The sequence below is a fragment of the Caldibacillus debilis DSM 16016 genome (assembly GCF_000383875.1).
GTDB lineage: Bacteria > Bacillota > Bacilli > Bacillales > Caldibacillaceae > Caldibacillus > Caldibacillus debilis.
Genome location: NZ_KB912880.1, coordinates 107418 through 131871, shown reverse-complemented (window position 1 = coordinate 131871; position 24454 = coordinate 107418). Strand labels below are relative to the sequence as shown.

The window sequence follows — 24454 nt, the reverse complement described above, 5'->3', positions numbered from 1 at the left end:
TCGTCCCTGATGAAGGGGATTTTCCCTGCAAAAAGTTATGAATAACGGCCGTTTTGTCGTCCCTCCGGCCATATGGCACGGTTTCGGGGAAAGGAGGGAAGAAAAAACGGGAGAGGGCCGGCGGTAAACGGCGGACAGGAAAGGGGGGCGCACCCACCGCTGCTATGCCGCTTTTCGTGCCTGACAATGATTCACCGGCACCGTCTTCCGGTTTATAACCGTGTTTTGACGGCGAAGCCGGCCAACGATCTTTGAGCGGAGGATTTCCGATTGCATTTCCCGCTTGCGCCGCGCCGGAACGGGCCTTATTTACCGACCCTTTTCAGACGGTAATATGGGGCGTCTCCGGGAACCGGATGGAAATTCAGGGAAAACGGCAAGGATTCGTTCAGGCGGATGGAAGCCAAACAATAGCGGATCACGTCCTCCGTCGCCTCGACCGCCGCTTCCTCGATCCCCGATCCCGCATATTCCATCAATTCCCTTTCCAGCTGGTGGGCAACCGTCTCCGCGGACCGGACCCGGCCGGTTCCGCCACAAAGGCGGCAGCTCTCCTCCGTCTGCTCCCGCAAGGAAGGGGTCGTCCTTTTCCGGGCCATTTCCAAAAGCCCGAGGGCGGTAAACCCGTAGATTTTTGCCGGGGAATCGTCCCGCGCCAAACCGGTCTGCAAAATGTCAATGATCCGCCGGCGCTCCTCGTCCCTTTCCATATTGATGAAATCGATCAGGATGATGCCGCCGATGTTCCGCAGCATGATTTGTCTGGCAATTTCCCCGGCGGCCAGCCGGTTCGTTTCAAAAATTGTTTCCCCGTGGCGATCCTTGCTCGTGAATTTCGCCGTATTGACATCGATGATCGTGGCGCTTTCCGTTTCTTCGATCACGATGTTGGCCCCGTTTTTCAGCCAGATGACCTTTTTTCCGAGCTTCTCCAATTCCCCGTCCAACTGAAAATGGGAAAAAATATTTTCTTTTCCGCCGTAAAAATGGACGGGGATATCCTTCAGCCGCTTTTGCAGCGCCAGGATCAATTCCCTGTCATCGGCGATGATTTCGCCGACCTCCCACTTCTCCGCCTTGCGGATGATATTTTCCAAAAAGGCGTCCTGCCCCATGAGGAGCGACGGCGCTTTGACCCGCCGGGAACGCCTTTTCAATTCCTCGTATTTGTCCCGCAGCGCCTCCAGTTCCGCATCCATTTCTTCCTCCTTCGTCCCCTCGGCGGCGGTGCGGATAATGAGCCCTTCCCCCTCCTTCAGCCGGGTTTGGGACCATCGCTTCCATTTCTTCCGTTCCTCCTCGGCCATTTTTTTGGACGCGGCGATATAGCCGCTCTCGGGCAGATAAACGAGCAGGCGGCCGGAAAGTTCCAAAAGGCCGGTCAAACGGCAATATTTGGAGCCCGTCTCATCCTTCTTCACCTGCACGATGAGCTTTTCCCCCTGGCGAATATAGGAGGACAAGGGCCTTTCCTTCTTGTCTTCACGCTCGTCCCGGATGTAGGAAGGGATCATTTCGCGGGAAAGGAAGCCCTTCTCTTTGTTTCCGATCCGGACGAAGGCGCCGTCCATGCCGGGAAGCACCCGGTCCACGATCCCCAAATACAAGTTTCCGATTTTCGACTGCCGGGAAACACGGTCCATAAAATAGTCCGTCATCCGGTTTTCCTCGAGGACGGCAAAACGCCGTTCCTTTCCATTGGCATTGATGATCAGCCGATGCATGATTACCAACCTTTAGCAGGAATTTCTTTCTATTTTAGCATATCTTTCAACGTCTTTCGAAAAGGGCCGGTAAAAAACGCCTCGAGCAGCTCCCTTTCTCCAAAAGTGCCGAGCACTTCGCCGTTTCCTTTCACAATGACCGTATGGCGGAAACCGAGATGGAATTTTTCCAGCACGGCCCGCATGTTTTCGCTGGCCTTTGCGGTGATCCCCTTTTCACGCCCGATCTTCGCCCCGTCTGCCCCGGCATATTTCGCCAGCAAAAACCGCAGGAATATGTAATTCCGATTTTTCCAAGTTCTCCACAGGACGGCGTACAAAAAAAGGGCGATGACCCAGCCGTTGAAATGGTACGGGGCAAAAAAGAGCATGGCGGCAAAAAGGATGGTCAAAATCACGAAGGAAGAGACGAGCGTTCGCTTGAACGCCGTAAAAAACGGGGAAACGAGGGCGGCGGCCAGGTAGAAGATCTTCCCCCCGTCCAGCGGATATACCGGCAGACAATTGAAAAAGAAAATCATCCAATTGTATTTTTGCAGCAGCGCATGGTCGGCATCGGACAACAGGGAGAAACGGTGGAGCACGAGAAAGAGGCCGCCCAGCCATAGGTGCTGCAGCGGGCCCGCCAAGGCCACCAAAGCTTCCTGGCGGATCGGGCGGCCCCCGAATTCATCGGTTTCCACCAACCCCCCGAAGGGGAGGATCAGGATCGCCTTCACCCGCCAGGAAAAAAAAGAGGCCGCCAACGCGTGGCCCCATTCATGGATAAAAACGAGGAGGAAAAGGAGGATCAATTCGTAAAAACGGGCGGTCAAGGCCGCAGGGACGGCCACCAGCCAAAAGAGCGGGTGGATCTTCACTTTCATGAAAAGGGGGAGGATTTTACTCAAATTTGATCACCTGGATCGGGTCGATGAATTGCTCGCCCTTTTTCAGGGCGAAGTAGAATTCGCCCGAGTCTTCATTCTCCGCGGCGGAGACGGCGCCGACCGCCTCCCCCGCCTCCACCTCTTCATAGATCCGCACGGAAATCTCACCCAGGTGCCCGTACCAGCTTTCCGTATTGTCGGGATGCTGGACGATCACCGTCTTTCCGAGGTTGTCCTTTTCTCCGGTAAAGATGACGACCCCTTTTTTGATCGCCTCCACCGGCGTTTCCTTTTCCGTCCGGATGATCACACCCCGGTTATCTTGCTGAAACCCTTCGACGATCCGCGCGCTGGCCGGAAGGGCGTACTGCCCGGCGGAATCCTTCTTCCCGTTCCCGTCGGGAAGCAAAGCCAAAGGATTTCCGAAGGTTTTTTCGTACCATTGGGAAACGGCGGCGAACCGGAATTCCGTTTCCATCGCTTTTCCGATCCCGCGGCGGACCGGTTCCAGTTTTTCCGACGGGTGCTTGAAGATGAAGGCGGTTAAAAAAACGAGAAGCACCGAGGCAAAAATTTTAAACAGAAAAACTTCCTTTCTGGGCAGGAAGGATTTCTCCTTTCCTCCGGCGAAAAAGGGGTCTTCATAATCAGGAACGGGCATTTGGGCGACGGTTCTTCCTTGCCGGCGCATCATTTCCCGGCGCCTTTTCTCCATCCTTTTCAACAATTCTTTTCTCCGGTTCCCCATGGAAATCAGCCCTTTTGTTTTTTATACCAGTGTATGACCTGTCCTTTCCGGGTATGACGAAATCGGGGAAAAAGGCATCGGGCCGAAACCCGGTTTTCCCGGAGAAGGAAAAATCCCGCGGGCCGCGGGAAAACCCCTTCGGCAAGGGACCGGGAACCAAAGGACGGGAAAGACATTGCCCAGCCGGCGGAAATAAAAAACCCCTTCCCGCCAAGACCGGAACATCCGGTCAAATCCGGAAAGGGGCGTTTCCCGCGGATAAGCCGAAAAAGCGGGGACGGCAAACCGGCACCCGACGGAAACTGGCCGCAAAGGGCCGGGAAACCGGTATGCCGCAGCCCGCCTTTTCCGTGGCGAAAAGGCAGGTTCTCCCGGCCATGCCGCAAGCCGGGGAAATTTAAGCCTTCACGCCGAAAAATCTTTTGATTTTTGTAAAGACCCCCGTTTTCTCACTTTCCAAAGACTGGAGCGGCACCGATTCGCCCAGGATCCTCCTGGCGATGTTCCGGTACGCGATCCCGGCCTTGGAATTGGGATTCAAGGCGATCGGTTCCCCCTGGTTGGAGGCTTTGATGACTTCTTCATCATCGGCGACGATGCCGATCAAATCGATGGCCAGATGGCTCGTAATTTCCTCGATGTCCAGCATATCCCCGTTTTTGACCATATGGGGGCGGATCCGGTTGATGATCAATTTGGGCGGTTCAATCTCTTCCTTTTCCAAAAGGCCGATGATCCGGTCGGCGTCCCGGACTGACGAAACTTCCGGCGTCGTCACGACAAGGGCCTGGTCCGCACCGGATATCGCGTTTTTAAACCCTTGTTCGATGCCCGCCGGGCAGTCGATAATCACATAATCGAAATCCCGCTTCAGTTCCTGGATGATCTTTTTCATCTGCTGCGGGGTTACGGCGGTCTTATCGCTCGTCTGGGCCGCGGGCAATAAATACAGCCTGTCTTCGAAGCGCTTATCCTTGATCAGCGCCTGATGAAGTTTGCAGCGCTCCAGCGCCACGTCGACCAAGTCGTAAATGATCCGGTTTTCCAGGCCCATGACGACGTCCAAATTCCTCAAACCGATATCCGTATCGACAAGACAGACCCTCTTTCCCTGCAGCGCCAAGGCCGTTCCGATATTGGCCGAAGTTGTCGTCTTTCCGACGCCGCCTTTTCCGGAAGTAATCACAATCGCCTCACCCACGATTAGAATCCCCCTTCCATAAAACGGTTCAATTGCGGCCGTACACCCTTTAACGCGTGCAGACCTTCGATCACGATCTCGTTGTCCGGACCGAGAAAGGCGCATGCCGTTTCGCGGCCGTGTTCCCCCGCAAGGTCGGAAGCGAGCGAAACATATTCGGAAATCCGCAGTTGGGACGGATTCATCTTTGCGGCGCAAATCACCGCCTCGCTGTTTCCGTAGCAGCCCGCATGGGCGGTTCCGCTCAATGCCCCGAGAATAAAAATATTTCCACCGGCGCGGACGACGCCGCCGGGATTGACATCGCCAACCAGGAGAAGATCCCCGGGCGTTTCCAAAATCTGCCCCGAACGGACGATTTTGTTCACGAGGCTGATCTCCGACTCCCTTTTTTTTCTTTCCCATTCGGATTTCAGCATGACGTCGGATTCGATCGATTCGATGATCAAATGTTTGGCGCTGCGGATCAGTTTCTCCAGCTCTTCCCTCTGATCCTCCGACAAATACCGGTTCCCCGTGTGGACGCGCACGCTGATCTTATGGGACTCTTCCTCTTCCCATCTTTGGAAGGAAAGCTTCGCTTCCAGTTCGCGCATCAGATCCTGAAAGGAACAGGAATCGTCCAAGCGCAAAAGAATCCCGTCTTTTGTCCCCTTTATCATCACATTCTGCGATTTGATCATGCTAGAAGTTCACCTCAACAAAATAAATTTCAACAAAAGCCGGGGTGAATCCTCTTTTCCTTGCCACAATTGCCGCAAAAAACCTCGAATGGCAGCCCTCTTCATCATCCTTCCGCCGTCCGGAAAGGAGCTCTGCCCCCGTCCGGCCGGAAACCATGAAAAGGCCCTGCCGCGCCTTCCTCCTGCGGGATTCGGAAAAGCCGCCAAAAAACAGAAAATGAAAGGGACGGGAACCGGCGAAACCGGATTTTCCTCCTTTCCCGGGGGAAAGGCAGCCAGCGTGCGCGAAACTAGGCATCAAAAATGCTTCTTTCCTCATCCTTTTCCCTTTTTAACACCGACAATCCTTTCCGAAGCGGAAAAGCGGCAACCAAATAGAAAACGAGATTCACGTATAAGGTGGGGAAAAATCGGTACCGGAAAAATTCTTCCGCCGAAAAGGAAAGCGGGGTCAGGATGGAGTAAAACAAATAAAGGCCTCCTTCGAGAACGGAAATGGCAAAAAGGGTAACGACCATGACGATGAACCAATTGGAATGGAGGACTTTCATGATTTTGGAAACGAGATAAACGGCCGCGGGATACCAGAACAGGTAGATCCCGTAAATTTCCGTGAACACGAAATCGGTGATCAGCCCGAAAACGGCAGCGTAAACCAGGGCCGTTTTCGCATCGTAATAGATGGCGACAAGCAGGATAAAAACGAATAAAAACCGGGGGGCAGCCAGTCCGTATGCGGAAAACAGATGGCCAGGGAAAAAGTTGGCAAAATTTCCGTCAACGGCAAACAGCAGGCAGGCAACCAGAACGATCAGCCATTTCTTCATGATCCGTCCACCCGGTCTTCTTCGTTGTCGGGCATCTCCATGAGCCGCTCAACGACGAGCACATTTTCGATATTGTAAAAATTGGCCGCGGGTTTTATGTACCCGGTTTGCGTCAAGCCGTATTGGTCCGGTTCGACCTTTTCCAAAACCCCTATGTAAAGGCCTTTCGGAAATACCCCGCCAAATCCGGAGGTGATCACCTTCTGCCCTTTTTTCACTTTTTTATCCTTGGGGATTTCCTTGACGAGAAGCATTTGCGTCTCTTCGTCATAGCCTCCCACCAGACCGTAAACATCCTTCTTCCCTTGAATGGCGACGTGGATCCGGTTCGTCCGGTCAAGGGTCGTCAAAAGCTGGACCGTCGACGTGGTTTTGCCGGTGCTGGAAATCTTTCCGATCATGCCTCCCGCGGTGACGACGGCCATATCCTTTTTGATCCCGTGGACTTCCCCCTTGTTGATGATGAGGCTTTCGTTCCAACGTTCGGGATTCCGGGCGATGACGGAAGCGTGGATGGTCTTTACGGAAGAGAGATCCTTCTCCGTTTCCAAGATCGCCTTCAGCTCTTCGTTTTCCTTTTTCAGCCGGTCGTTTTCCACCTTCAGTTGGGCATATTCTTCAAGATGTTTTTTCAGGACTTCGTTTTCTTTGTAGGTGTTTTGAATGTCCCGGATGTTTTCAAAAAAACCCGCAACCGAATGTGCGGGCTTTGCTACGAGATATTGCACAAAGCCGGCAGTGTCTTTTACAAACTGCTCAGGCCATGACAGATGATCCCTCTCCCTCAGCGAAAAACCGATCAACGCCACGAGTAAAATAATCCCGACAAATAAAAGGATCAAGCGCTTATTTGTGAAAAATTGCGGCATGATGTACACCTCTTAATTGCATCACCGCGAGTTTCTGACCTTGTTTTTGAACAGGTCGATATTTTCGAGGGCCTTCCCGGTGCCGATGGCCACCGAATCCAGCGGATTTTCCGCAATTAAAACCGGCATCTTCGTTTCATCGCTGATCACTTTATCCAAATTTCTCAACAGGGCGCCTCCCCCGGTCAAAACGATGCCCCGGTCCATGATGTCGGCCGCCAATTCGGGCGGCGTCTTTTCCAGCGTCAGCTTGACCGTTTCCACGATGGCGTACACCGTATCATGGAGGGCTTGGGCGATCTCCTCGGCCGTGATTTCGATCGTTTTCGGAAGGCCGGTGACGAGATCCCGGCCGCGGATCTCCATGCTTCCGATGCCTTCGGGCATGCCTGCCGAACCGATCTCCAATTTGATCGTCTCCGCCGTACGGTCACCGATCAGCAAATTGTAATTTTTCCGGATGTAATTGATGATCGCCTCGTCCATTTCGTCGCCGGCGACGCGGATCGACTGGCTCGTGACGATCCCCCCGAGGGAGATGATGGCTACTTCCGTCGTGCCTCCCCCGATGTCCACAATCATGCTCCCGGTCGGCTCCCAGACGGGCAGGTCCGCCCCGATGGCGGCGGCAAAGGGTTCCTCGATCGTGTAAGCATCCCGCGCCCCGGCCTGGCGGGTCGCATCGATCACCGCCCGCTCTTCCACGGCGGTGATTCCCGAAGGAACGCACACCATCACGTACGGTTTGCGGCCAAAACCGTTCTTCCCTTTCAACGCCCGGTTGATGAAATACTTCATCATCTTCGCCGTCGTTTCATAGTCGGCGATCACCCCGTCCTTCATCGGCCTTAATGCGACCACGTTCCCCGGGGTTCTGCCGATCATGTTTTTCGCATCGTTCCCGACGGCGACGATCTGCTTCGTATCCGTTTGGATGGCCACGACGGAGGGCTCCCTCACGACAATTCCTTTCCCTTTTATATAGACGAGGGTATTGGCTGTTCCCAAATCGATTCCCAAATCTTTGGTGCCTAATCCGAACATTGTCCGTATCTCCCTTTCCGATCCAATTTTCTCATGATGCACGCTTTCTGACTGCATTTGCGCTTTTGGGAAAAAGTATTCCTGTTTCGGTCAAAAAGATGAAAAATCCATAATAATTATTATACATGAGACTTGCCAAAAATCCTAGTGTTACAAGTAGCCTTTTTCTTTCAAGCTGATATATTTTCTGTCGCCGATGATGATATGGTCCAGCAATTCGATGCCGAGGATCTTCCCGCATTCCTTCAGCCTTTTCGTGACGTCGATATCCTCGCGGCTGGGCGTGGGATCCCCGCTCGGATGATTGTGGAAACAGATGATGGAGGCGGCGGACCGCTTCAATCCCTCTTTAAAAATTTCCCGGGGATGGACGATGGAGGCGTTCAAGCTGCCGATGAATACCGTCTGCTTGTGGATCACCTGGTTTTTCGTGTTCAAATACAGGCAGACAAAATGTTCCTGGGTGAGAAAACGCATCTCTTCCATTAAATATCTTGCCCCGTCTTCGGGGGAACGAATCACGTACCGCTCCTGCTGGGCGATATTGCCGATCCTTCTCCCCAGTTCGATGGCGGCCAAAATCTGGATCGCCTTCGCTTCTCCGATCCCTTCAATTTTTGTCAATTCTTCCAGGGTGGCATCTTTCAGGAGATGCAAGCCTTCGAAGCGAATCAGGAGCCGCTGGGCAAGCTGAAGCACCGATTCGGATCTTGTTCCGGTTCTGAGGAGAATCGCCAATAATTCCTGATTCGATAAACTTTTCGGGCCGTACCGGATAAATCGCTCCCTCGGCCTTTCCTCTTTCGGAACGTCCCGGATCATGAGCGCTTGCTTGATAGGCTCTTCCCTCCCCTTTGATTTTACTATACCCTTTGCATTCCGTGTTACAGTTTTTTTCAGGTAAAAATGGCAAAGAAAAAAGGCGTTAAGCCCCGCCGATGAACAGAAAACGATGCTTTTGCGGCAGCGGGCCGATCCGCCGTTTCACGGATCTTCCCGAAAAAAGATTGCGTAACATAATCCTATCAAAGCCGCCCTCGACAAACAACGACACAAATTTTACTTTTCCTTTACGTCTCCATTAAATCTTTTCATTTTTCCGCGGAAATAAAGGGAAAATCCCGCCCTTCTGCCGGGAGAAAAGTCCGAACCCGCCTCATGAAAGATGAAAATAGGCTTCAACAAAATCCGTCAAGTTTTCCTGGATGTGCCGCCACGCTTTTTCCTTCCCCGCTTTTTCGAACCCTTCCCATTGCTGATAAGCGTTCACAAGGGCATTCCTCAGCCGCAGCACCTTTTCGTTTTTCAATTCCATCGCCCGGATCTCTTCCATGTCCCGGAGGATCTCCGCGTCGGATACGGCGGACGGGGAGTTCAAATACCGGCTCACCGCTTTTTCCACCAGCCGTTTGTAAATCTTCGGCGCCTTTTCCAAAAAGATTTTCTCCTCCCGGGTCAGCCGGGCGATCCGTTTTTCCCCCGCCTTCACCTCCGCCGGCCACGTTTCCGAATAAAGGGAGAGGCTTTTCCGCATCTCCTTTCCCCTTTCCAAGGAATCGGCAACCCCGATGAATACCCGGTAATGGTCCGCATCCTTCACCGTTTTTGCCGACAGATTTTTACCCTTTAAATCTTCCACCATCTTGTTCAAGGAATCTTCATTTTTAAAATAACCGGCTTGGAAGATATAGAAGGCCATTTCCGGCAATTCGGCCGTTTCCGCCGCCTCCGCCGCCGGTTCCTTGGGGGCTGCCGCGTTTTCCCGGTTCGGCTGCTCTTCCTTGAGCATGAGGTTCAGCAGGAAAAAGCCGATCAAAATGCCGGCGGCCACCGCCGCTCCGACGGCGGCGAAAGCCGGGTAAGGGGCATTTTTCCGGCCGCCCGTCCCCGTTTTTCTTTTCGGGCGGTAAGAATTGCGCCAAATCGCCGGCGGCATTTTTCTTGTTTTCCGTCCGTCCGTTGCCGGCGCCTCCGCTTTCCCTGCGGCGATTTCCTTCTCCGGCGTTTGGGAAAGGGATCCGCCTTCCGAATCATTTTTTGCTTCCCCGTTGATTTTGATGACGATTTTTTCCGGAAGTTTGTCCATACTGCCTGCCTCCCCTTCCGAAGCTTTGTTTCATCCTATCACAGATCGAAAAAAAAAGAACAAGACTTTTGTCGCCTTGTCCTTCGGGGAATTCGGGAAATTTCGCCGCAGGGATTGATCATTGTAGAAATGTGGACAAATACCATGCCAGCAGCCGGTCGCCGTAAAGATAGGCGATCCAAGCGCCCGCGCCGATAAAGGGGGCAAAGGGCACCGGTTTTTTTCGCCGGAATTTCTTCAAGGCGATCAACAGCAGTCCGAAAAGGGTCCCGAGGAAGGAAGCAAAAAACAGGGTGAGCAATACCTTTTTCGTCCCGAGAAACAGGCCGAGGACGAAAAACAGCTTGATATCGCCGCCGCCCATGCCGCCCCGGGTGACGGCGGCCAACAGATACAGCACGGAAAAGCCGAGAAGGGCACCGGCCAAGGAATCCCACCACGGAACGAGCGGGTCGGCCAGCCGGATGACGAGGAACAAAAGGGAAAAAACGAGCAACACCCGGTTGGGGATGATCATGGAATCCAGGTCGGAAACGGTCACGATCATCAATAAGGAAAGGAAAACGAGGGCTTGCAGCCACTCCCAGGAAAAACCGAATTGCAGGTAGGACAGGGAAAACAGGAGCCCCGTCAAAAGCTCCGTTGCGGGATAAAGGAAGGAAATCTTCGCGCCGCATGTCCGGCACCGGCCCCTTAAAAAAAGATAGGAAAAGAGGGGAACGAGCTCTTTCCACGTCAACGGGGTGCGGCAGGCCGGGCAAGAGGAACGGGGCCGGATGACCGATTGCCCTTTGGCCGTCCGCATGCCGACGACATTGAAAAAGGATCCGAAAACCATGCCGTACAACAGGACGAAAACTGCGTAAATGTACTCCATAGGCCCTACCTTTTCTCTCGATTTCGTTCAAGGTTGATAGTAAAACGTCGTTGCCTGGATCTTCGCGGATACGGTTTCGGCTTCCTCCTCCGTCAGCCGCTCCTTTTCCCCCGGCAGGGAAAAACTGACCGTATCTATTGTATGGATTCGTTCCAATTTTTCCAATTCCTTCACAAATTTCAGCAGGCTGTCGAAATCCGGGGAAACGACGTCCACGGTGAAGGTGATCGTTTTTAAATTCTCCGGCTTGTCCGGAAGGGAGGCCGGCCCATCGGCCGGTTCCGCCGTCCCTTCTTCCGGGCTTTCCGCGGTCTCTTCCGCACCGGCGGAACCGTCGGATTGCGCCGCGCCTCCTTCCTCCGTTTTGCCGCCGGTTTCCGCATCCCCGCCGCCGGGGGAAGGGGCGGTTTCCGTTTCGCCGCTTGCGGGCTCCCCGTCGTAATTGGTGAAGCTGATCGAGTTCACCTGGCTATTGCTGGCGTATTCCGCCTCCTGCACGGAAAGGAGCAATTGATCGATCGCCCGCCGATCCGGGATCCGTTTTTTCAATTGTTCTTCGTTTTCGGCGGAACCTTCCTCCGGCTCGGCCAGCCGGTCCTCCAGGGCCCCGATCTCCCGCTCCAGCCGGTTTACCTCCGCCTTCTTCGCCGCCTGTTCTTCCTTCAGCGGGAGGATAAAGCGGACGAAAAGGAGGACGAGCAGCAAGAAAAGAATGACGAGGATAAAATAGACGAGTTTTTTCCTTTCTTCCAGAAAACTATTCACCCTGTTCCCCTCCCGACTTTTTCAGCGCCCCCCGGTTCACGTTCAATTGGATCGTCGCTTCATAGCGGGGGACGACGGCAAAATCCGTCTGCTCCTCCTCGCCTTCTTCCAGCCGGAATGCGCTCACCTCGTTTACTTTCACATCGGAAAAGAATTCGGAGACGCCCAGCTTCTCCACATAGGCGGACAGGTCCGTCAACGTTTCGAAATCCGTGACGACCGTCAGCTGGCCGTCATTATAGCTGTACTGAACGAGATAGCCGTTCTCGGGCAAAAGCTCCTTTAAATGTTCAATCAAAAGGGAGGCGGGCGCCGTTAAGCCCTCCGCGTACGCCACGAGATTTTCCAGGGAAGGGCCCTCCTGCTGGCCGTTTTGCGACAGCTTCGTTTCCAGGGCGGCTTTTTCCATGGTTAAATTTTGTTCCGCGGTCCGCAAGAAGGCATTGTCGTTTTTCATTTGCCAATAGATCAAGCACAGCCCGGCAAAGAGCAATAGCCACAATAGGACCAAAAGAAGGAAGATGAGCTTCGTTTTCGGCCGCTCCCGCTCGAATTCGGGCAAGAGATTGATATCAGGTATCATGACGACTCCCCTTTCAAGGCCAGCCCCAGGACGGGAATGAAGGAACGGGGCAGGGCAGCGATTTTTTCCGGGGAAGCATAGCCGTTTAAAATCGTGACGGGAAGGGTGAAGTTCTCTTCGATCCGTTCCCGGACCTTCGCCAAATCCGGATAGTCGCCGTACAGGATGATGCCCGTTACCGTTCGCCTCCCTTTATGGATCGAATAACGGTAAAAATTCATGATCCGCTCCAATTCGACCATCTGGTCTTCCAACAGCCCGGACAGATAGGTTTCATCCCCGGCATATTCCCAAGTGAACGCATTTTCCCCGGCGGGGACGCATCTCCAGTTTTTCAACGGGATGTCCAAATCCTGATAGCGCATAAATTCGGGCAGGTCATCGGAAAAAATGGTGATCCCGAGCCAATTTAAATTGACTTCGAGGAACAAATAGACTTTCCCCGGCTTCGCCCCCTCGACGGCGGCAAAATACCGGTAGGCGGACAGGGAGCGGATATCGCACTGCACCGGTTTCAATCCCGCGTCGATGAAGATCTCCGAGTATTTGTTCAATTCTTCCAGAGGGACGGAAAAAAGCAGGGCCTTCCGCTTTCCGTCGTTCGCGTCCCTTTCCGGCAACAGGCAAACGTCGAAGGCCGGATTTTCAAAGGGGAGATAGATGCTGTTCCCGATCTCCATATGGAAATAGGCCTTAAGTTCATTCTCTTTCACATGTTCGGGCACCGTCTCCTTTTTCATGCTCACAAGGGAATCCGGGACGCAGAAACGGACCTTCCTCCGTTTGATCCCCCATTCCTGGACCGTCCCTTTGAAAAATTCATAGAAGGCGATCTCGTCGGCGATCCGGCCCTGTTCCACCATCCCTTCCGGGACCGGTTTTTCCATCAAGGTGATCTCTTCGAGCCCGGAACCCCTTTGTTCCGCGCATCGGATGGCATAATCGTCAACGATCAGGTTCACGGTTTTCTTTTTCAAGATCATGGCTGGTTCACCGTCCTGTGCCGAAATGAAAACCGGTTCCGCCGGGGGAACCGTTCATTTTCCTCGGGAAAAGGCCAAAGCTTGGCCCCTTCCCGAAAAAAATGAGAGGGGCCAGGCGCCGGGGAGCGCCTGGGGTTGTTGAGAATGTTGAAATAAAGCAAGAATTATAGGATAGTTAGGGTTCGTGTATTATTCCCCTCCTCCACCACCATTATTTCCTTTATTTGGTAAAAGCATTGTCATCTAAGTAGTCATTAATCAGATCATCCGTAGTTTCATCATCATTATTACTAATCCCTAAACCGGTTTTAAGATCTTCATTTTTAATTTTTTTAAGATTACTATATTTTATCGTCCATTCTCCACTGCTTTTTGTATAAGTTACCTTATCATCGTTTGCTAGTTTAACCTTTTTATCCATATATTTACTTAATATGTCCTTATTAAAAGTTATTGTTCCTGCAGTATTATCCTCTGTCCCTTCTCCGTTAGCGTGAGCAAGTTTTGCGGCAGAAATAATGTTCGAAGCATCCGCCAAAATCGCTTTATCCCGCGAATCGCTAATGACATTTGCAATCAGCGGAATGACAATCGCCGCGATGATGCCCAAAATGACGAGCACGGCCAGGAGCTCGATCAGCGTCAACCCTTTTTCGTTCTTCTTCAGCTTCTTCCATTTTTGAATCATATCATTTCCTCCTCATATCATGATTTTTTCCTGTTCCAAATTTCAGGAACGACTGGCTTTTTTTCCGTCGGACCACCCCCCGAAGGGAAATTTTTTTTCTATAACACTTGCTGATAGATGGAGAACAGGGGAATGATAATCGATGCGACGATCGTGCCGACGACGCCGGCGAGCAGGATGATCATCACCGGCTCGATCAGGGATTTTAACGTATCGACGGTGCGGTCGACTTCCGCTTCGTAAAAATCGGCGATCTTGCCCAACATGAAGTCAAGGGAACCGGACTGCTCGCCCACGGCGATCATCTGGGTCACGAGCGGCGGCATCACCCAGCTTTTTTCGAAAGGTTCCGATAGCCGATTCCCCTTCGCCAGGCTTTCCCGCGCTTCCAAAATGACTTTTCCGATCACCGGATTTCCGGCGACCCTTTCCGTGATCGTCAAGGCCTCCAAGATCGGGACGGAACTGGAAACGAGGGACGACAGGGTCCGGGCCGTCCTGCCGATGGCCGCCTTTTGCAGCAAATTCCCGAAAACCGGCATCCTAAGCAGGAACCAATGGACGCCGTAATGGAATTTTTTGCTGTTTTTCATGAAATAGCCGAACAGCGCGGCTGCCGCAAGGAGCACGAGCAGCCCGATCCACCAGTAATTGGCGACGGCATGGCTCATTCCCATCACCATTTTCGTCACCGGCGGCAGTTCGGCGCCGAACTGCCGGAACATGTCGGTAAACCGCGGCACGATGAAAATCATGAGAAATACGACGACGAAAATCATGATGATGAGGATCGAAACCGGATAGGTCAAGGCGGATTGGATTTTTTTCGCCGTATAATACTGCTTTTCGAAGTGGGCGGCGAGCCGGTCCAAGGTTTCATCCAGGCTGCCGGTCGCCTCCCCGGCCCGGATCATGTTCGTGAACATCGGCGGAAAGACCTTCGCATGCTTTTCCGCCGCCTCCGAAAAGGAGCGGCCGGACCGCAGTTCGTCCTCGATCTGCAGCAGCACCTTCCGCAAATGCTTGCTTTCCGTCTGCCGGGCCAAAATATTCGTCGCCTTCACGATCGGGATCCCGGCCCGGATCAGGGTGGCGAATTGGCGGCAATAGATGACGAAGTGCTGATGTTTGACCGGCCTCCCGAGCGTCACTTCCCGGTACAGCAGCCCCTTCGCTTCCGTCACTTCCCGCGGCCGGATGCCCTGCTCCACGAGCCGGCTGATCGCCTGGTTTTTGTTCGCGGCTTCGATCGTCCCCTTCTTCATCATCCCCTTTTTTGTTCTGCCCACATATTTGTAAACGGCCACGATCATTCACCTGCACCGATGTAGACTTTTGCGGTCTCCTCGGAGATCTCCCCTTTGGAAAGGAGGGATTGGACCGACATTTCCAGCGTGTGCATGCCGAGGGCTTTGCCCGTCTGCAAGATGTTCGGGATTTGGTGGGTTTTCCCGTTCCGGATCAAATTGGCGACCGACGGATAATTGACCAAGATTTCCGTCGCCGCGATCCGGCCGTCCAACCCCCTTTTCGGCAGCAACCGCTGGGAGATGACCCCCTGCAGGACCGACGCCAGCTGCAGCCGGATCTGTCCCTGCTGATGGGGAGGGAACACGTCGATGATGCGGTCGATCGTTTGGGCGGCGCTCACCGTATGCAGGGTGGCCAAAACGAGGTGGCCCGTTTCCGCGGCGGTGACCGCCGTTGCGATCGTCTCCAAATCCCGCATTTCCCCCACCAAAATGACGTCGGGATCCTGGCGGAGGGCGGCCCGGAGCCCGCTGGCAAAGTTTTTCGTATCCTTGCCGACCTCCCGTTGGTTGATGATCGAACGCTTATGTTCGTGGACATATTCGATCGGGTCTTCCAGGGTGATGATATGTTTGGCAAAACGCCCGTTTATGTAATCGATCATCGCCGCCAAAGTCGTCGATTTTCCCGACCCGGTCGGTCCCGTCACCAAAATCAGCCCTTGGGGTTTGACCAACAATTTTTCGATGACCGGCGGCATGTTCAACTGTTCCAAAGTGGGGATCTTTGTCGGGATCATCCGGATCGCGAGGCTGATGTAATTTTGCTGATGGAACACATTGATCCGAAAGCGGCACGCATCATCCAGCTGAAAATTCAAATCCATCTCCCGCTCGGTCAGAAAGGTTTCCCACCGGTCGTCGGGAACCAAACGCCGCGCCATTTCCTCCGTATCGAAAGGGGTCAGGGCTTCGGTCCCGAAGGCCCGCAATTGGCCGTGGACGCGGAGGATCGGCCGCGAACCGACGGTCAGATGAAGATCCGACGCTTTTTCCTCATAAGCCTTTCTCAGCAAATCCAAGATATGGTACGCCATGATGTTCCGCTCCTATTCGATCGTTACCGTCCGCAGGACTTCTTCCGTCGTCGTCAAGCCTTCCTTCACCTTCATCAATCCGTCGTCGATCAGGAACTTCATGCCCTTCTCCCGCAAATATTGGCGGATTTCCGCCGAATCGGCCTCCCGCAAAATGAACTTCCGGATTTCCTCATCCACGTAAAGCAGCTCATGGATGGCGATCCGTCCCCGGTATCCGGTCATGTTGCAGCTCGGGCAGCCTTTTCCCCGCCTGATCCGCTCAATTTCGATCCCTCTTTCGGAAAAGATCCGCCTTTCCCGTTCCGTCGCCTCGACCGTTTCCCCGCAGTCCCGGCACACCTTCCGGACCAGCCTCTGGCTGACCACCCCGGCCAAGGAGGCGGCGACCAAGAAGGGCTCGATCCCCATATCATTCAAGCGGGTGATGGTGGCGATCGCGCTGTTCGTATGCAGCGTGCTCAGGACGAGGTGGCCGGTCAAGGAGGCGCGGATGGAGATTTGCGCCGTTTCCACGTCGCGGATTTCCCCGATCATGATAATGTCCGGGTCCTGGCGCAGGATCGAACGCAGGCCGCTGGCGAAGGTCAAGCCGATGTCTTCGTTGACCTGCATTTGATTGATGCCATCCAATTGGTATTCCACCGGATCTTCGATCGTGATGATGTTCACTTCTTCCCGGTTCAGATGGTTGAGTGCCGCGTACAGGGTGGAAGACTTTCCCGATCCGGTCGGCCCGGTGATGAGCACGATGCCGTTCGGCCTTTCGATCATTTTCCGGAAAAGGGCCAAATTTTCCGGGGCGAAACCCAATTTATCGAGCCGGTTCAAGGCGCTGCTCAAGTCGAGGATGCGCATGACCACCTTTTCGCCGTATATCGTCGGCAGCGTCGAGACCCGGATGTCGATCGGCTTGAAGTTGACGGTCGTCTTGATCCTCCCGTCCTGGGGGATCCGGTTTTCGGTAATGTTCAGATCGGCCATGATCTTGATCCGGGCGGTGATCATATTTTGCAGATGCTTCGGCAGCGTCCGCTCCAAACGGACCATCCCGTCCACCCGGTAGCGGACCCGCACTTCCGTCTCCTGCGGGTCCAAGTGGATGTCGCTCGCCCGTTGGGCGACGGCGTTGGCAATGATTTGGTTGACGAGCCGGACCACCGGGGAATCTTCATCGGTAATCCGGACTTCATCCAAATTCTCCTCCGGCGTCAGATCATTGATCGCTTCTTCCATCGATTCCTGGAGATCGTAATACTTGGTAATCGCGCGGAACAGCTCGTCTTTCGCCGCGATCCCGGGTTCAATTTGGCAGCCGGTGGCCATCCGCAACTCCTCGATGGCAAAATAATCCAGCGGATCGGACATGGCGACGAACAGCTTGTTCCTTTCCTTCCGGATCGGCAGGGCGTTGTGCCGCTTGGCCAATTCCTTCGGGACGAGCTGGATGAGATCCTGATCGATGGGAAACTGGCTGACATTGATATGGGGAATGCCCAGCTGGAATTCCAGTACCTCGATCAGCTGCTGTTCCGTAATGAACCCCTCGCGGAGGAGGGCGTCGCCCAGCTTTTCATCGGGAGATTTGTTCTTCAAGGCGTGATTCAATTGTTCTTCCGTGATCAGTCCCGCTTCGATCAACAGATCGCCCAAACGTTTTCTCAACATCGGTTTCACCGCGTTTCCATTGGCATCATTCGCGTCTTTAAGCCGGCGGATGCCGGCGTTCCGGCCGTCCGCCTTTTATTTCACATAGTTTGGATCCTCATACAAAGGCTCCTCTCCGGCCGCATCGCCGGTCTTGCCGTCCGGGGCTTGGTCCGCCGTTTCATTTCCCTCCGGGGCGCTCGTCCCCGTTTCACCGCCGGTTCCTTCCGCTTCGGGCGCCTGATTTCCTTCCGGTCCGCCGTTCCCCTGCGGTTCGCCGGCCGGTTCGGCCTCCTCACCGCTTGTTTCGTTCAGGTCCGAAGCCGGACGCAAGATAATTTCCGGCACGGGGGGATAATAATCCCGGCTGATCCGCTCGGTTTTGAGCGTTTCCCCGTCGGGCGTTTTCCACAGGCGGTTGACGATGATCCGGGCCCCGTTTTGCCCCTTCTGAACCGTGATTTCCTCCCCCGGATGCAGATCCTTGCTGTAGCGGTAAACGGTCCGGAACGGCAAAACCTCCTTCTCCGTTTCCCATTCGTAAACCGCCGGCTGCTCGACGGAAAGAAGGGACAAGGTCAGCTTCGGTCCCGAAAGCTCCGCCCGTAAGGTATAGGAAAAATCATTGGGATTATAGACGATGAAATCTTTTTGCAATGATTCGTCCACATAGGCGTCGATCCCCGGTTCCGCATAATCGGGGAATGTCCGGTGGGGATGCCTTTCCAGGATTTCCACATTGGTCTCTAAAAACAGGGCGTACATCATCGTAGCCAAATAGCTTCCTTCTTTCGCGTTCGCCGCGGGGACCTTTTTCATGAGGTTCTCGTTAAAGGAAAATTTTTCTTTCGGCCCGATTTCTAAACCGTTCAGTTTATTCACCCATTTTTCCAGAAAAAACTCCTCCGGGACATCCCACCGCGCGGAGGCGACGGTCTTCGTTTCCGCTTTTTCATTCATTACGGCCCGAATGGTTTTGTCCCCCAGCACGCCGGCCTGTTCTTCGGCCAGGGCCAACGTTTTTTCCGCGTCAACCGCCGGCGGCCAGCCGGCGAGCTCTTCCTTTTCCATTTGGATCTCCACGACGAAGGGGATGTGGAATTCTTCCCCTTTGCCGAAAAATTTGTACCAGGGCCGTTCGATCCGCTGTTTTACATTTTCCATCGTCTGCCGAATGTCGAAAACGACGTTTTCATTCGGGATGACCAGGTCATCGCCGGAAAAAGAAACGACCAGCCGGCCCTCCCTTTTCCACTCGGCGGCCTTTTCCGCAAGCAGACGCTGCGCTTCCGAAAGGTCCATCCCGCCCACTTCGACCCCGCCGACGGTCGAGCCCGCCGGGATTTTTCCGGCGGCCGAGACCGACTTCGCCAGCGCGGTGCCCGCCGTCAGCAAAAAAAGGGCCAGGATGATGACTCCAAACCGTTTCCTCCATTTCATGGAATTCCCACCCTAAAGAAAAAAATCATCGAATTTTTTCCGATGGATACAGGAAAAAAGAACTATTTTAAGCTATAATATTATTGGAAAATGAATACAAAAAATAGTAATCTATTACTATTTTAATGATAACAATAATGAATAGCAACGCATTCCTGGGACTTTTTATTTATTTTTTGGATGATTTTTCAATTTTATGCCATATTTTACAAACCGGACGAAGAAAGAGTTTGTTTTTCCGAGAAAAGGAGATTGCCAGTCATGGATCATTTCATGAAGGATTCCGGCGGAGCCTCCCTCGTGGAAGTCGTCGCCTCCCTCCTCATCCTGTCGGTGCTCTTGTTGACGTTCTTCAACCTCTTTGTGTTCACGAACAAGGCCGCCCATTCCAGCCAGGACAAGCTGATCGGCACCTATTTGGCCAAGGCGACGCTGGAACGGGTCAAGGCCGATCCCTTATCCTATATCGATCCTCCCGATTCGGCGGCGCCGCCTCCCTATGCAGGGAAAACGAAAGACGACCCGTATGTGTATTCCTACGACGTTTGCAAGGCTAAAAACTTCCGGGACTGCGAAACCCTTTATTTGCCCTTGGTGAACGGAAAAACCTACGAAATCTATCTCTACGTCTACCAGGATTTGTCCGACCGCAGGCTCAACCTGATCAACGTTGCCGTCCAGGCCCGATTGGAAGACAAGGGGATCACTTCGACGGTGGAGGGGTTTGTCCGCTATGAACCGTAGGATCCGGAAAAGATGGGAAAATAACGAAGGCCTCACGCTCATCGAAACCGTCGCCAGCCTGGCGCTGATGTCCGTGATCCTGCTCGTCGTCTTTTCCGTCCTGTACGGGGGAATCCAGGCGTACGGCCGGTCGATGGAAGAGGCGAAACTGCGGGATGAAGCCGACTACATCATGGCGAATTTCATCGAAGGGATCTTCACCCTAAAGGCGAGCGAAGTGGAAAAAACGGCTTTGCCCGAAAGCGGGACGAACAACTACTATTTTCAAAAGAAAAACGGGGAAAAGACCGGTTTCATCGACGGAAAGGCGGTGGTGAACGGCCGCGCGCTCCCGCCTTTGAACGACGGCGTCCGCCTCGATGAGGATTCGCGGACCGAAAGCCTGGGCGACGGAAAATTCCGCATTACGTTGAGCCTGAAATCAAAAAAGTTTGAGGAGCATTTGGAATTAACGAGCATTCTCAGCTTGATCGACGATACGAAAGGGGGAGAAAAATGAATGCGCGGTTCCGCCGGGAAGACGGCTATGCGCTCTTGATCACCGTGTTCATCTCCTTGCTGTTTGCCGTCCTGGCCCTGTCCCTGTTGTCCGTCACGTTGAGCGGCGTCAAGCGCAGCCAAACATCGGAAAATATCGTCCAGGCGAGGGAACTGTCGGCAAAGGGGATCGACCATCTTACCAACCAGATCTACCGGGAGCTGAACGAAGCCCTGGGAGAGGAGGGGCTTCCCCGTTCGGAATTCATCGAACGGCTGAATCAAACGTTAAACGCCTACAAATGCGACGGGAGCGGGATCCGGAAAGCGAACCGGACCGGCGAATATGCGGCCTGCATCACAAAAATCGAAGACGTGACGGATGCAAACGGCGAACCGAATCCCCTGCGGAAAAAAGTCACCTTTGTCAGCACCGGAAACGCCAGCGGCGAGGAAAAGAAGATGACCGCCACCTTTGAAGTCGGCTCCCAAGCGGTTCCGGAGCCGCTGCAATATGCGCTGGGCGCCAATAAGGCATGCGGCGGGACGGGGGGCTGTGAACCGGGAGAAGGGAACATGTTCCTGCACGGGGCCGTCTCCATCACCGGCGACATGAAGGTGGACGGAAATCTTATTATAAGCAATAAGGCCCGGGCCGTCTTGGACGGACGGGAATATTGGATCAATTCCCTTTACCCGAGCGCCCGCCCGGCGGACGGAAAGGACCGGGCCCAGCTCGTCTTGGGAGGGGAGGTTTACGCCTTGAATCAGACCCCGGGCGACTACGATAAATACCTCAAGACCGTCAACTTCGGCGCCGGCTTCACGAAGAAGACGGACCGGATCGAAGACGTCTTTTTCCCCGGCGAAGCCCCGAAGCTGGTCAGGCGGGCGATGTCCCGGGAACCGATTCCCATCACTTCGCAGCGGAATGCGTTCAAGTATGAGAAAAATTCTCCGGGGGTAACGGTCATAAGAAAATGGCTGCCCTTCGTGCCTTTCGAAAATGAATCTTATCCGGATAAAAAAATCTATGCGGATTGCAATTGGATCATCACCAATACTTGTCTGTTCAACGGAAATAACACCTTCGGAAGATTTGCGACAAACAGCGATCTCGAGATCAAAAACAGCTATAAAAACTTCGGAAAGACCACCTTTCTTAACGGCGCCTATGTCGGCGGGGATTTAACGGTCGGGAACGGAAGCACATCCTCTAATCCGAACAATTATGACCGGATCCAAATCGACGGCCCCATCTTCGTGGACGGCGATGTCACCATCAGGGGGGCCGACGCCCAGTTCAACTCCATCATGTACGTTGACGGGGATGTCCTCATCGAATATTCCCGGATCAACGGGTTGAACAAGAACGGAAGGGAAGGTTCATTGATCATCTTCGCCACCGGAAAAATCAACATCCAAAACAACAGTCTCTATCAAGATGAGCCAAGCCAGATCAAAGGATTCTTTTATTCGGAAAAGGAATTGGAAATGTACGGGGTCGGATCCAATATCCGGATTGAAGGCGGAATATCGGCGCGCAAGATCGTTTTGAACGCCATCCGCGGCAGGGCGAGCAATCAAAGATTCGAAAATGCTCAGAAATACAGCAACGATTACTACGAAGGCGTCGAAGGCCAGCGGACGAGGCCGTCCCGCCTGCAAATCGTCTACGATCCGGAAATCATCAACACTTACTCCGACATCAAATCCCAGGAGCCGGTCATCACGGACGTGGACTTTCCGATCCTCCTCGACCGGAAGCCGGGGGAATAGTCAGCCGGTCCCGGACTGCCGAAGAGGAAAAATCCTTCTCGGGATCCGGCCAGCGGATTCAGCGCGGCGAACGGCCCGACGGCGCCGAAGAAGAAAATCCTTCGCGCTCAGGACAAAAAATCGCCATGCGCCGGAAGAATAAACTCCGGTGCATGGCGATCTGTATTTTTCCGAGCCTGCTGGAAAAAGAATAGCCGCCGGTTTCCGTTGCCCGGTCCGCAATCCACGGGGGGAACCGTAGCTTCCCGGCGCCATCATTCCGGACAGCCGAGAGAAACGATGGCCGTCTTCCTGCCGTCTTCTCCACGGCGGAGAAATCCGGCACCCCCCTCCCCGTAAGCTAAATCACGTATTTGGCCACTTTATTGCGGCCGACCCGCTTTGCGCCGATATACAGGGCCCGGTCCGCGCAGCGCAGCAGGGCCATCGGTTCGTCCGTATCCGCGGGGGCGGCTGAAACGCCGATGCTCACGGTAACGCGCACGCTCAATTTCCGCCTGACTTCCGCCAGATCGTTGTACATGACGAAGGAACGGCTCTCGATCGTCTTGCGGATGTATTCGGCAAAGGAACTGGCCTCTTCCTTCTTGTAGCCGGGCAGGATGACCGCAAACTCCTCCCCGCCGTATCTTGCCACGATTCCCTTCGATTGGATGATCGATTTCAGCAGATCCGCCATTTGGCACAATATTTCATTTCCGCTTTGATGCCCGTAAGTATCATTGACCATTTTAAAATGGTCGATATCGATCAATAAAAGGGAAACGGATGGCATCTCCCCGTTTCTTAACTTTTCGAAAATTTCCTCCAGCTTGTCGTGAAAATAGCGGGCGTTGTACAGTTTCGTCAACGGGCATCTGATGCTTTCATCCTTTGTCTTCTCGTAATGTTTGGCGTTATCCAGCGAGATGGCCAAATAGGAGCAGAGGATGTCGAAAATGGCCAGTTGAAACTTGTCATATACCCTTTTCCTCTTCGATCCCAAAAGGATCACGCCGGTGACGCGATTGTTTTTCATCATGGGAACGGCGAGAAGGCTTTCCAGGTCATCGGGAAACCCTTCCTTCTCCATCTGCTGCCATTCCCTTCTTTCATGGAACAGCATCCCTCTTTTCGCCGACCAGACGAGGCCGCCGATCCCTTCGTTCTTTTTCAGCGGCGGCGGCTTCACCTCAGCAAATTCCCCTTTTTCATAGCAGCGGATATATTCCAGCCGTTCATCGTCCACGACTTCCAGAATGTACAAGTAATTGGCGGGAAACATTTTCAGCACGTTTTTAACGAAAATCTCGAGCACCTCATCGAATTTTAATTTTTCCGTCAGCCGGTGTCCCAGTTCCACGGCCTTCTGCAAATATTCGTTCATGATGCTCGCCCGGTTGTAGTTATGCAAAACGAGCAGCATCAGGATGACGGGAATGCCCACCAGGAGCACGCTGATGTTTCCGGCCGAATTGTACAAAATGTATAAGATCACGCCGATCGGATAGGCGACGAACAAGGAAAGGGTCTCCCAAACCAAATCCTTTGAAAAAAATGAAATTTTGACCGAATAAATAAATGAATGGATGAAATTGAAAAACAGCTGGTTCAAAAGATAATAGGCGAAGACATAGACAAACGCCAGCAAAAAGAATGAAACGTCGACGGAAGCCCCCGGATTGTGGGTTCCGCCCAAAAGATAGTAGACCGTCCCGCTTAAAACCGATACGGCGGAAAACATGGCGGAATTTAAGGGAAAACGAAAATATTGGTCCCTCGACAAGCGAAGGCGGATCATGGTAATGAGGATGGAGAACTGGGTCAAAATCATTTCCGCCAGCAGGCCGAATTGCAAAAATACCACGAGGACGATCCATTGGGTAAAGGAGATCGGCGTCTGGTTGATAATGACCGGCAATAAGGCGGCGGGGATCATAAGCAGGACTAAAATAATAAAGTCCCCGGCGTTGAAACTCGATGGCAGGGGAGAAACCTGGGAGGCGTAAAGGAAACTGGCAGGAACAACAACCGCCCACGCCAACCAAATGATCCATTTCTTTTTCCGGCCGATCACCATATTGCTCCCCTCCC

Annotated in this window: 23 protein-coding genes; 3 read left to right on the top strand and 20 right to left on the bottom strand. The window is 53.5% G+C overall.

What is annotated here, in order from left to right; genetic code table 11:
- Positions 1 to 305: 305 nt before the first annotated feature.
- The 19 genes from A3EQ_RS20555 to A3EQ_RS0103625 all read right to left on the bottom strand — a co-directional run bounded on the left by A3EQ_RS20555 (position 306) and on the right by A3EQ_RS0103625 (position 19381).
- Positions 306 to 1724, bottom strand: a complete 1419-nt coding sequence (locus A3EQ_RS20555; protein ID WP_020153847.1) for an Rne/Rng family ribonuclease — start codon at positions 1722 to 1724, stop codon at positions 306 to 308.
- A 29-nt stretch (positions 1725 to 1753) separates the two neighbouring features.
- On the bottom strand, positions 1754 to 2614 hold the full coding sequence (locus A3EQ_RS0103725) for a site-2 protease family protein (RefSeq protein WP_020153846.1): 861 nt from the start codon (positions 2612 to 2614) through the stop codon (positions 1754 to 1756).
- Complete coding sequence (locus A3EQ_RS0103720) at positions 2607 to 3308, bottom strand: M23 family metallopeptidase (protein WP_244874560.1); 702 nt, start codon at positions 3306 to 3308, stop codon at positions 2607 to 2609. The genes A3EQ_RS0103725 and A3EQ_RS0103720 overlap by 8 nt, the downstream gene beginning before the upstream one ends.
- A 430-nt stretch (positions 3309 to 3738) precedes the next feature.
- Positions 3739 to 4542 (bottom strand): septum site-determining protein MinD, encoded by an 804-nt coding sequence (minD, locus tag A3EQ_RS0103710; RefSeq protein WP_020153843.1) that lies wholly within the window; start codon positions 4540 to 4542, stop codon positions 3739 to 3741.
- A gap of 2 nt (positions 4543 to 4544) precedes the next feature.
- Positions 4545 to 5225 carry a septum site-determining protein MinC gene (gene minC / locus A3EQ_RS0103705; RefSeq protein ID WP_020153842.1) on the bottom strand — a complete coding sequence of 227 codons (681 nt, stop codon included), beginning with the start codon at positions 5223 to 5225 and terminating at the stop codon, positions 4545 to 4547.
- 290 nt (positions 5226 to 5515) lie between these two features.
- Entirely contained in the window at positions 5516 to 6052 is a 537-nt protein-coding gene (gene mreD, locus A3EQ_RS0103695) for a rod shape-determining protein MreD (protein ID WP_020153840.1), read from the bottom strand.
- Positions 6049 to 6921: a rod shape-determining protein MreC gene (gene mreC, locus A3EQ_RS0103690; RefSeq protein WP_020153839.1), complete on the bottom strand. Its 873-nt coding sequence runs from the start codon at positions 6919 to 6921 to the stop codon at positions 6049 to 6051. The genes mreD and mreC overlap by 4 nt, the downstream gene beginning before the upstream one ends.
- Positions 6922 to 6942: 21 nt before the next feature.
- Complete coding sequence (locus A3EQ_RS0103685) at positions 6943 to 7965, bottom strand: rod shape-determining protein (protein WP_020153838.1); 1023 nt, start codon at positions 7963 to 7965, stop codon at positions 6943 to 6945.
- 150 nt (positions 7966 to 8115) lie between these two features.
- Positions 8116 to 8787: a RadC family protein gene (gene radC / locus A3EQ_RS0103680; protein ID WP_020153837.1), complete on the bottom strand. Its 672-nt coding sequence runs from the start codon at positions 8785 to 8787 to the stop codon at positions 8116 to 8118.
- A gap of 334 nt (positions 8788 to 9121) precedes the next feature.
- Positions 9122 to 10051 carry an SPOR domain-containing protein gene (locus tag A3EQ_RS0103670; RefSeq protein ID WP_020153835.1) on the bottom strand — a complete coding sequence of 310 codons (930 nt, stop codon included), beginning with the start codon at positions 10049 to 10051 and terminating at the stop codon, positions 9122 to 9124.
- Between the two features lie 118 nt (positions 10052 to 10169).
- On the bottom strand, positions 10170 to 10928 hold the full coding sequence (locus A3EQ_RS0103665) for a prepilin peptidase (RefSeq protein ID WP_020153834.1): 759 nt from the start codon (positions 10926 to 10928) through the stop codon (positions 10170 to 10172).
- Positions 10929 to 10955: 27 nt separating this feature from the next.
- Positions 10956 to 11693: a hypothetical protein gene (locus tag A3EQ_RS21635; protein WP_020153833.1), complete on the bottom strand. Its 738-nt coding sequence runs from the start codon at positions 11691 to 11693 to the stop codon at positions 10956 to 10958.
- On the bottom strand, positions 11686 to 12276 hold the full coding sequence (locus A3EQ_RS0103655; RefSeq protein WP_020153832.1) for a PilN domain-containing protein: 591 nt from the start codon (positions 12274 to 12276) through the stop codon (positions 11686 to 11688). Before A3EQ_RS0103655 ends, A3EQ_RS21635 begins: the two co-directional genes overlap by 8 nt.
- On the bottom strand, positions 12273 to 13259 hold the full coding sequence (gene pilM / locus A3EQ_RS0103650; RefSeq protein ID WP_020153831.1) for a type IV pilus biogenesis protein PilM: 987 nt from the start codon (positions 13257 to 13259) through the stop codon (positions 12273 to 12275). The genes A3EQ_RS0103655 and pilM overlap by 4 nt, the downstream gene beginning before the upstream one ends.
- Before the next feature lie 220 nt (positions 13260 to 13479).
- Positions 13480 to 13947 carry a type II secretion system protein gene (locus tag A3EQ_RS0103645; RefSeq protein WP_020153830.1) on the bottom strand — a complete coding sequence of 156 codons (468 nt, stop codon included), beginning with the start codon at positions 13945 to 13947 and terminating at the stop codon, positions 13480 to 13482.
- Positions 13948 to 14045: 98 nt separating this feature from the next.
- Positions 14046 to 15254: a type II secretion system F family protein gene (locus A3EQ_RS0103640; protein WP_026499718.1), complete on the bottom strand. Its 1209-nt coding sequence runs from the start codon at positions 15252 to 15254 to the stop codon at positions 14046 to 14048.
- A 2-nt stretch (positions 15255 to 15256) separates the two neighbouring features.
- Complete coding sequence (locus A3EQ_RS0103635) at positions 15257 to 16294, bottom strand: type IV pilus twitching motility protein PilT (RefSeq protein ID WP_020153828.1); 1038 nt, start codon at positions 16292 to 16294, stop codon at positions 15257 to 15259.
- A 12-nt stretch (positions 16295 to 16306) separates the two neighbouring features.
- A complete protein-coding gene (locus A3EQ_RS0103630; RefSeq protein ID WP_020153827.1) occupies positions 16307 to 17962 on the bottom strand; it encodes a GspE/PulE family protein in 1656 nt (551 codons plus the stop codon).
- Between the two features lie 75 nt (positions 17963 to 18037).
- Positions 18038 to 19381, bottom strand: a complete 1344-nt coding sequence (locus A3EQ_RS0103625) for a G5 domain-containing protein (protein ID WP_020153826.1) — start codon at positions 19379 to 19381, stop codon at positions 18038 to 18040.
- 261 nt (positions 19382 to 19642) lie between these two features.
- Here A3EQ_RS0103625 and A3EQ_RS21630 point away from each other — a divergent pair, with 261 nt between their 5' ends.
- From A3EQ_RS21630 to A3EQ_RS0103610, 3 genes are read left to right on the top strand one after another with little or no spacing between them, the layout of a single operon-like run.
- Positions 19643 to 20125, top strand: coding sequence for a hypothetical protein (locus A3EQ_RS21630; protein ID WP_020153824.1), 483 nt, complete (start codon positions 19643 to 19645; stop codon positions 20123 to 20125).
- Positions 20115 to 20624 carry a PulJ/GspJ family protein gene (locus A3EQ_RS0103615; protein WP_020153823.1) on the top strand — a complete coding sequence of 170 codons (510 nt, stop codon included), beginning with the start codon at positions 20115 to 20117 and terminating at the stop codon, positions 20622 to 20624. Before A3EQ_RS21630 ends, A3EQ_RS0103615 begins: the two co-directional genes overlap by 11 nt.
- The gene (locus tag A3EQ_RS0103610) at positions 20621 to 22381 is read left to right on the top strand and encodes a hypothetical protein (protein ID WP_020153822.1); all 1761 of its coding nucleotides are present in this window, start codon (positions 20621 to 20623) and stop codon (positions 22379 to 22381) included. Before A3EQ_RS0103615 ends, A3EQ_RS0103610 begins: the two co-directional genes overlap by 4 nt.
- A 340-nt stretch (positions 22382 to 22721) precedes the next feature.
- On the opposite strand, the gene A3EQ_RS0103600 is transcribed toward A3EQ_RS0103610, so the two are convergent.
- Complete coding sequence (locus tag A3EQ_RS0103600; protein WP_020153820.1) at positions 22722 to 24440, bottom strand: sensor domain-containing diguanylate cyclase; 1719 nt, start codon at positions 24438 to 24440, stop codon at positions 22722 to 22724.
- Between the last annotated feature and the right edge of the window lie 14 nt (positions 24441 to 24454).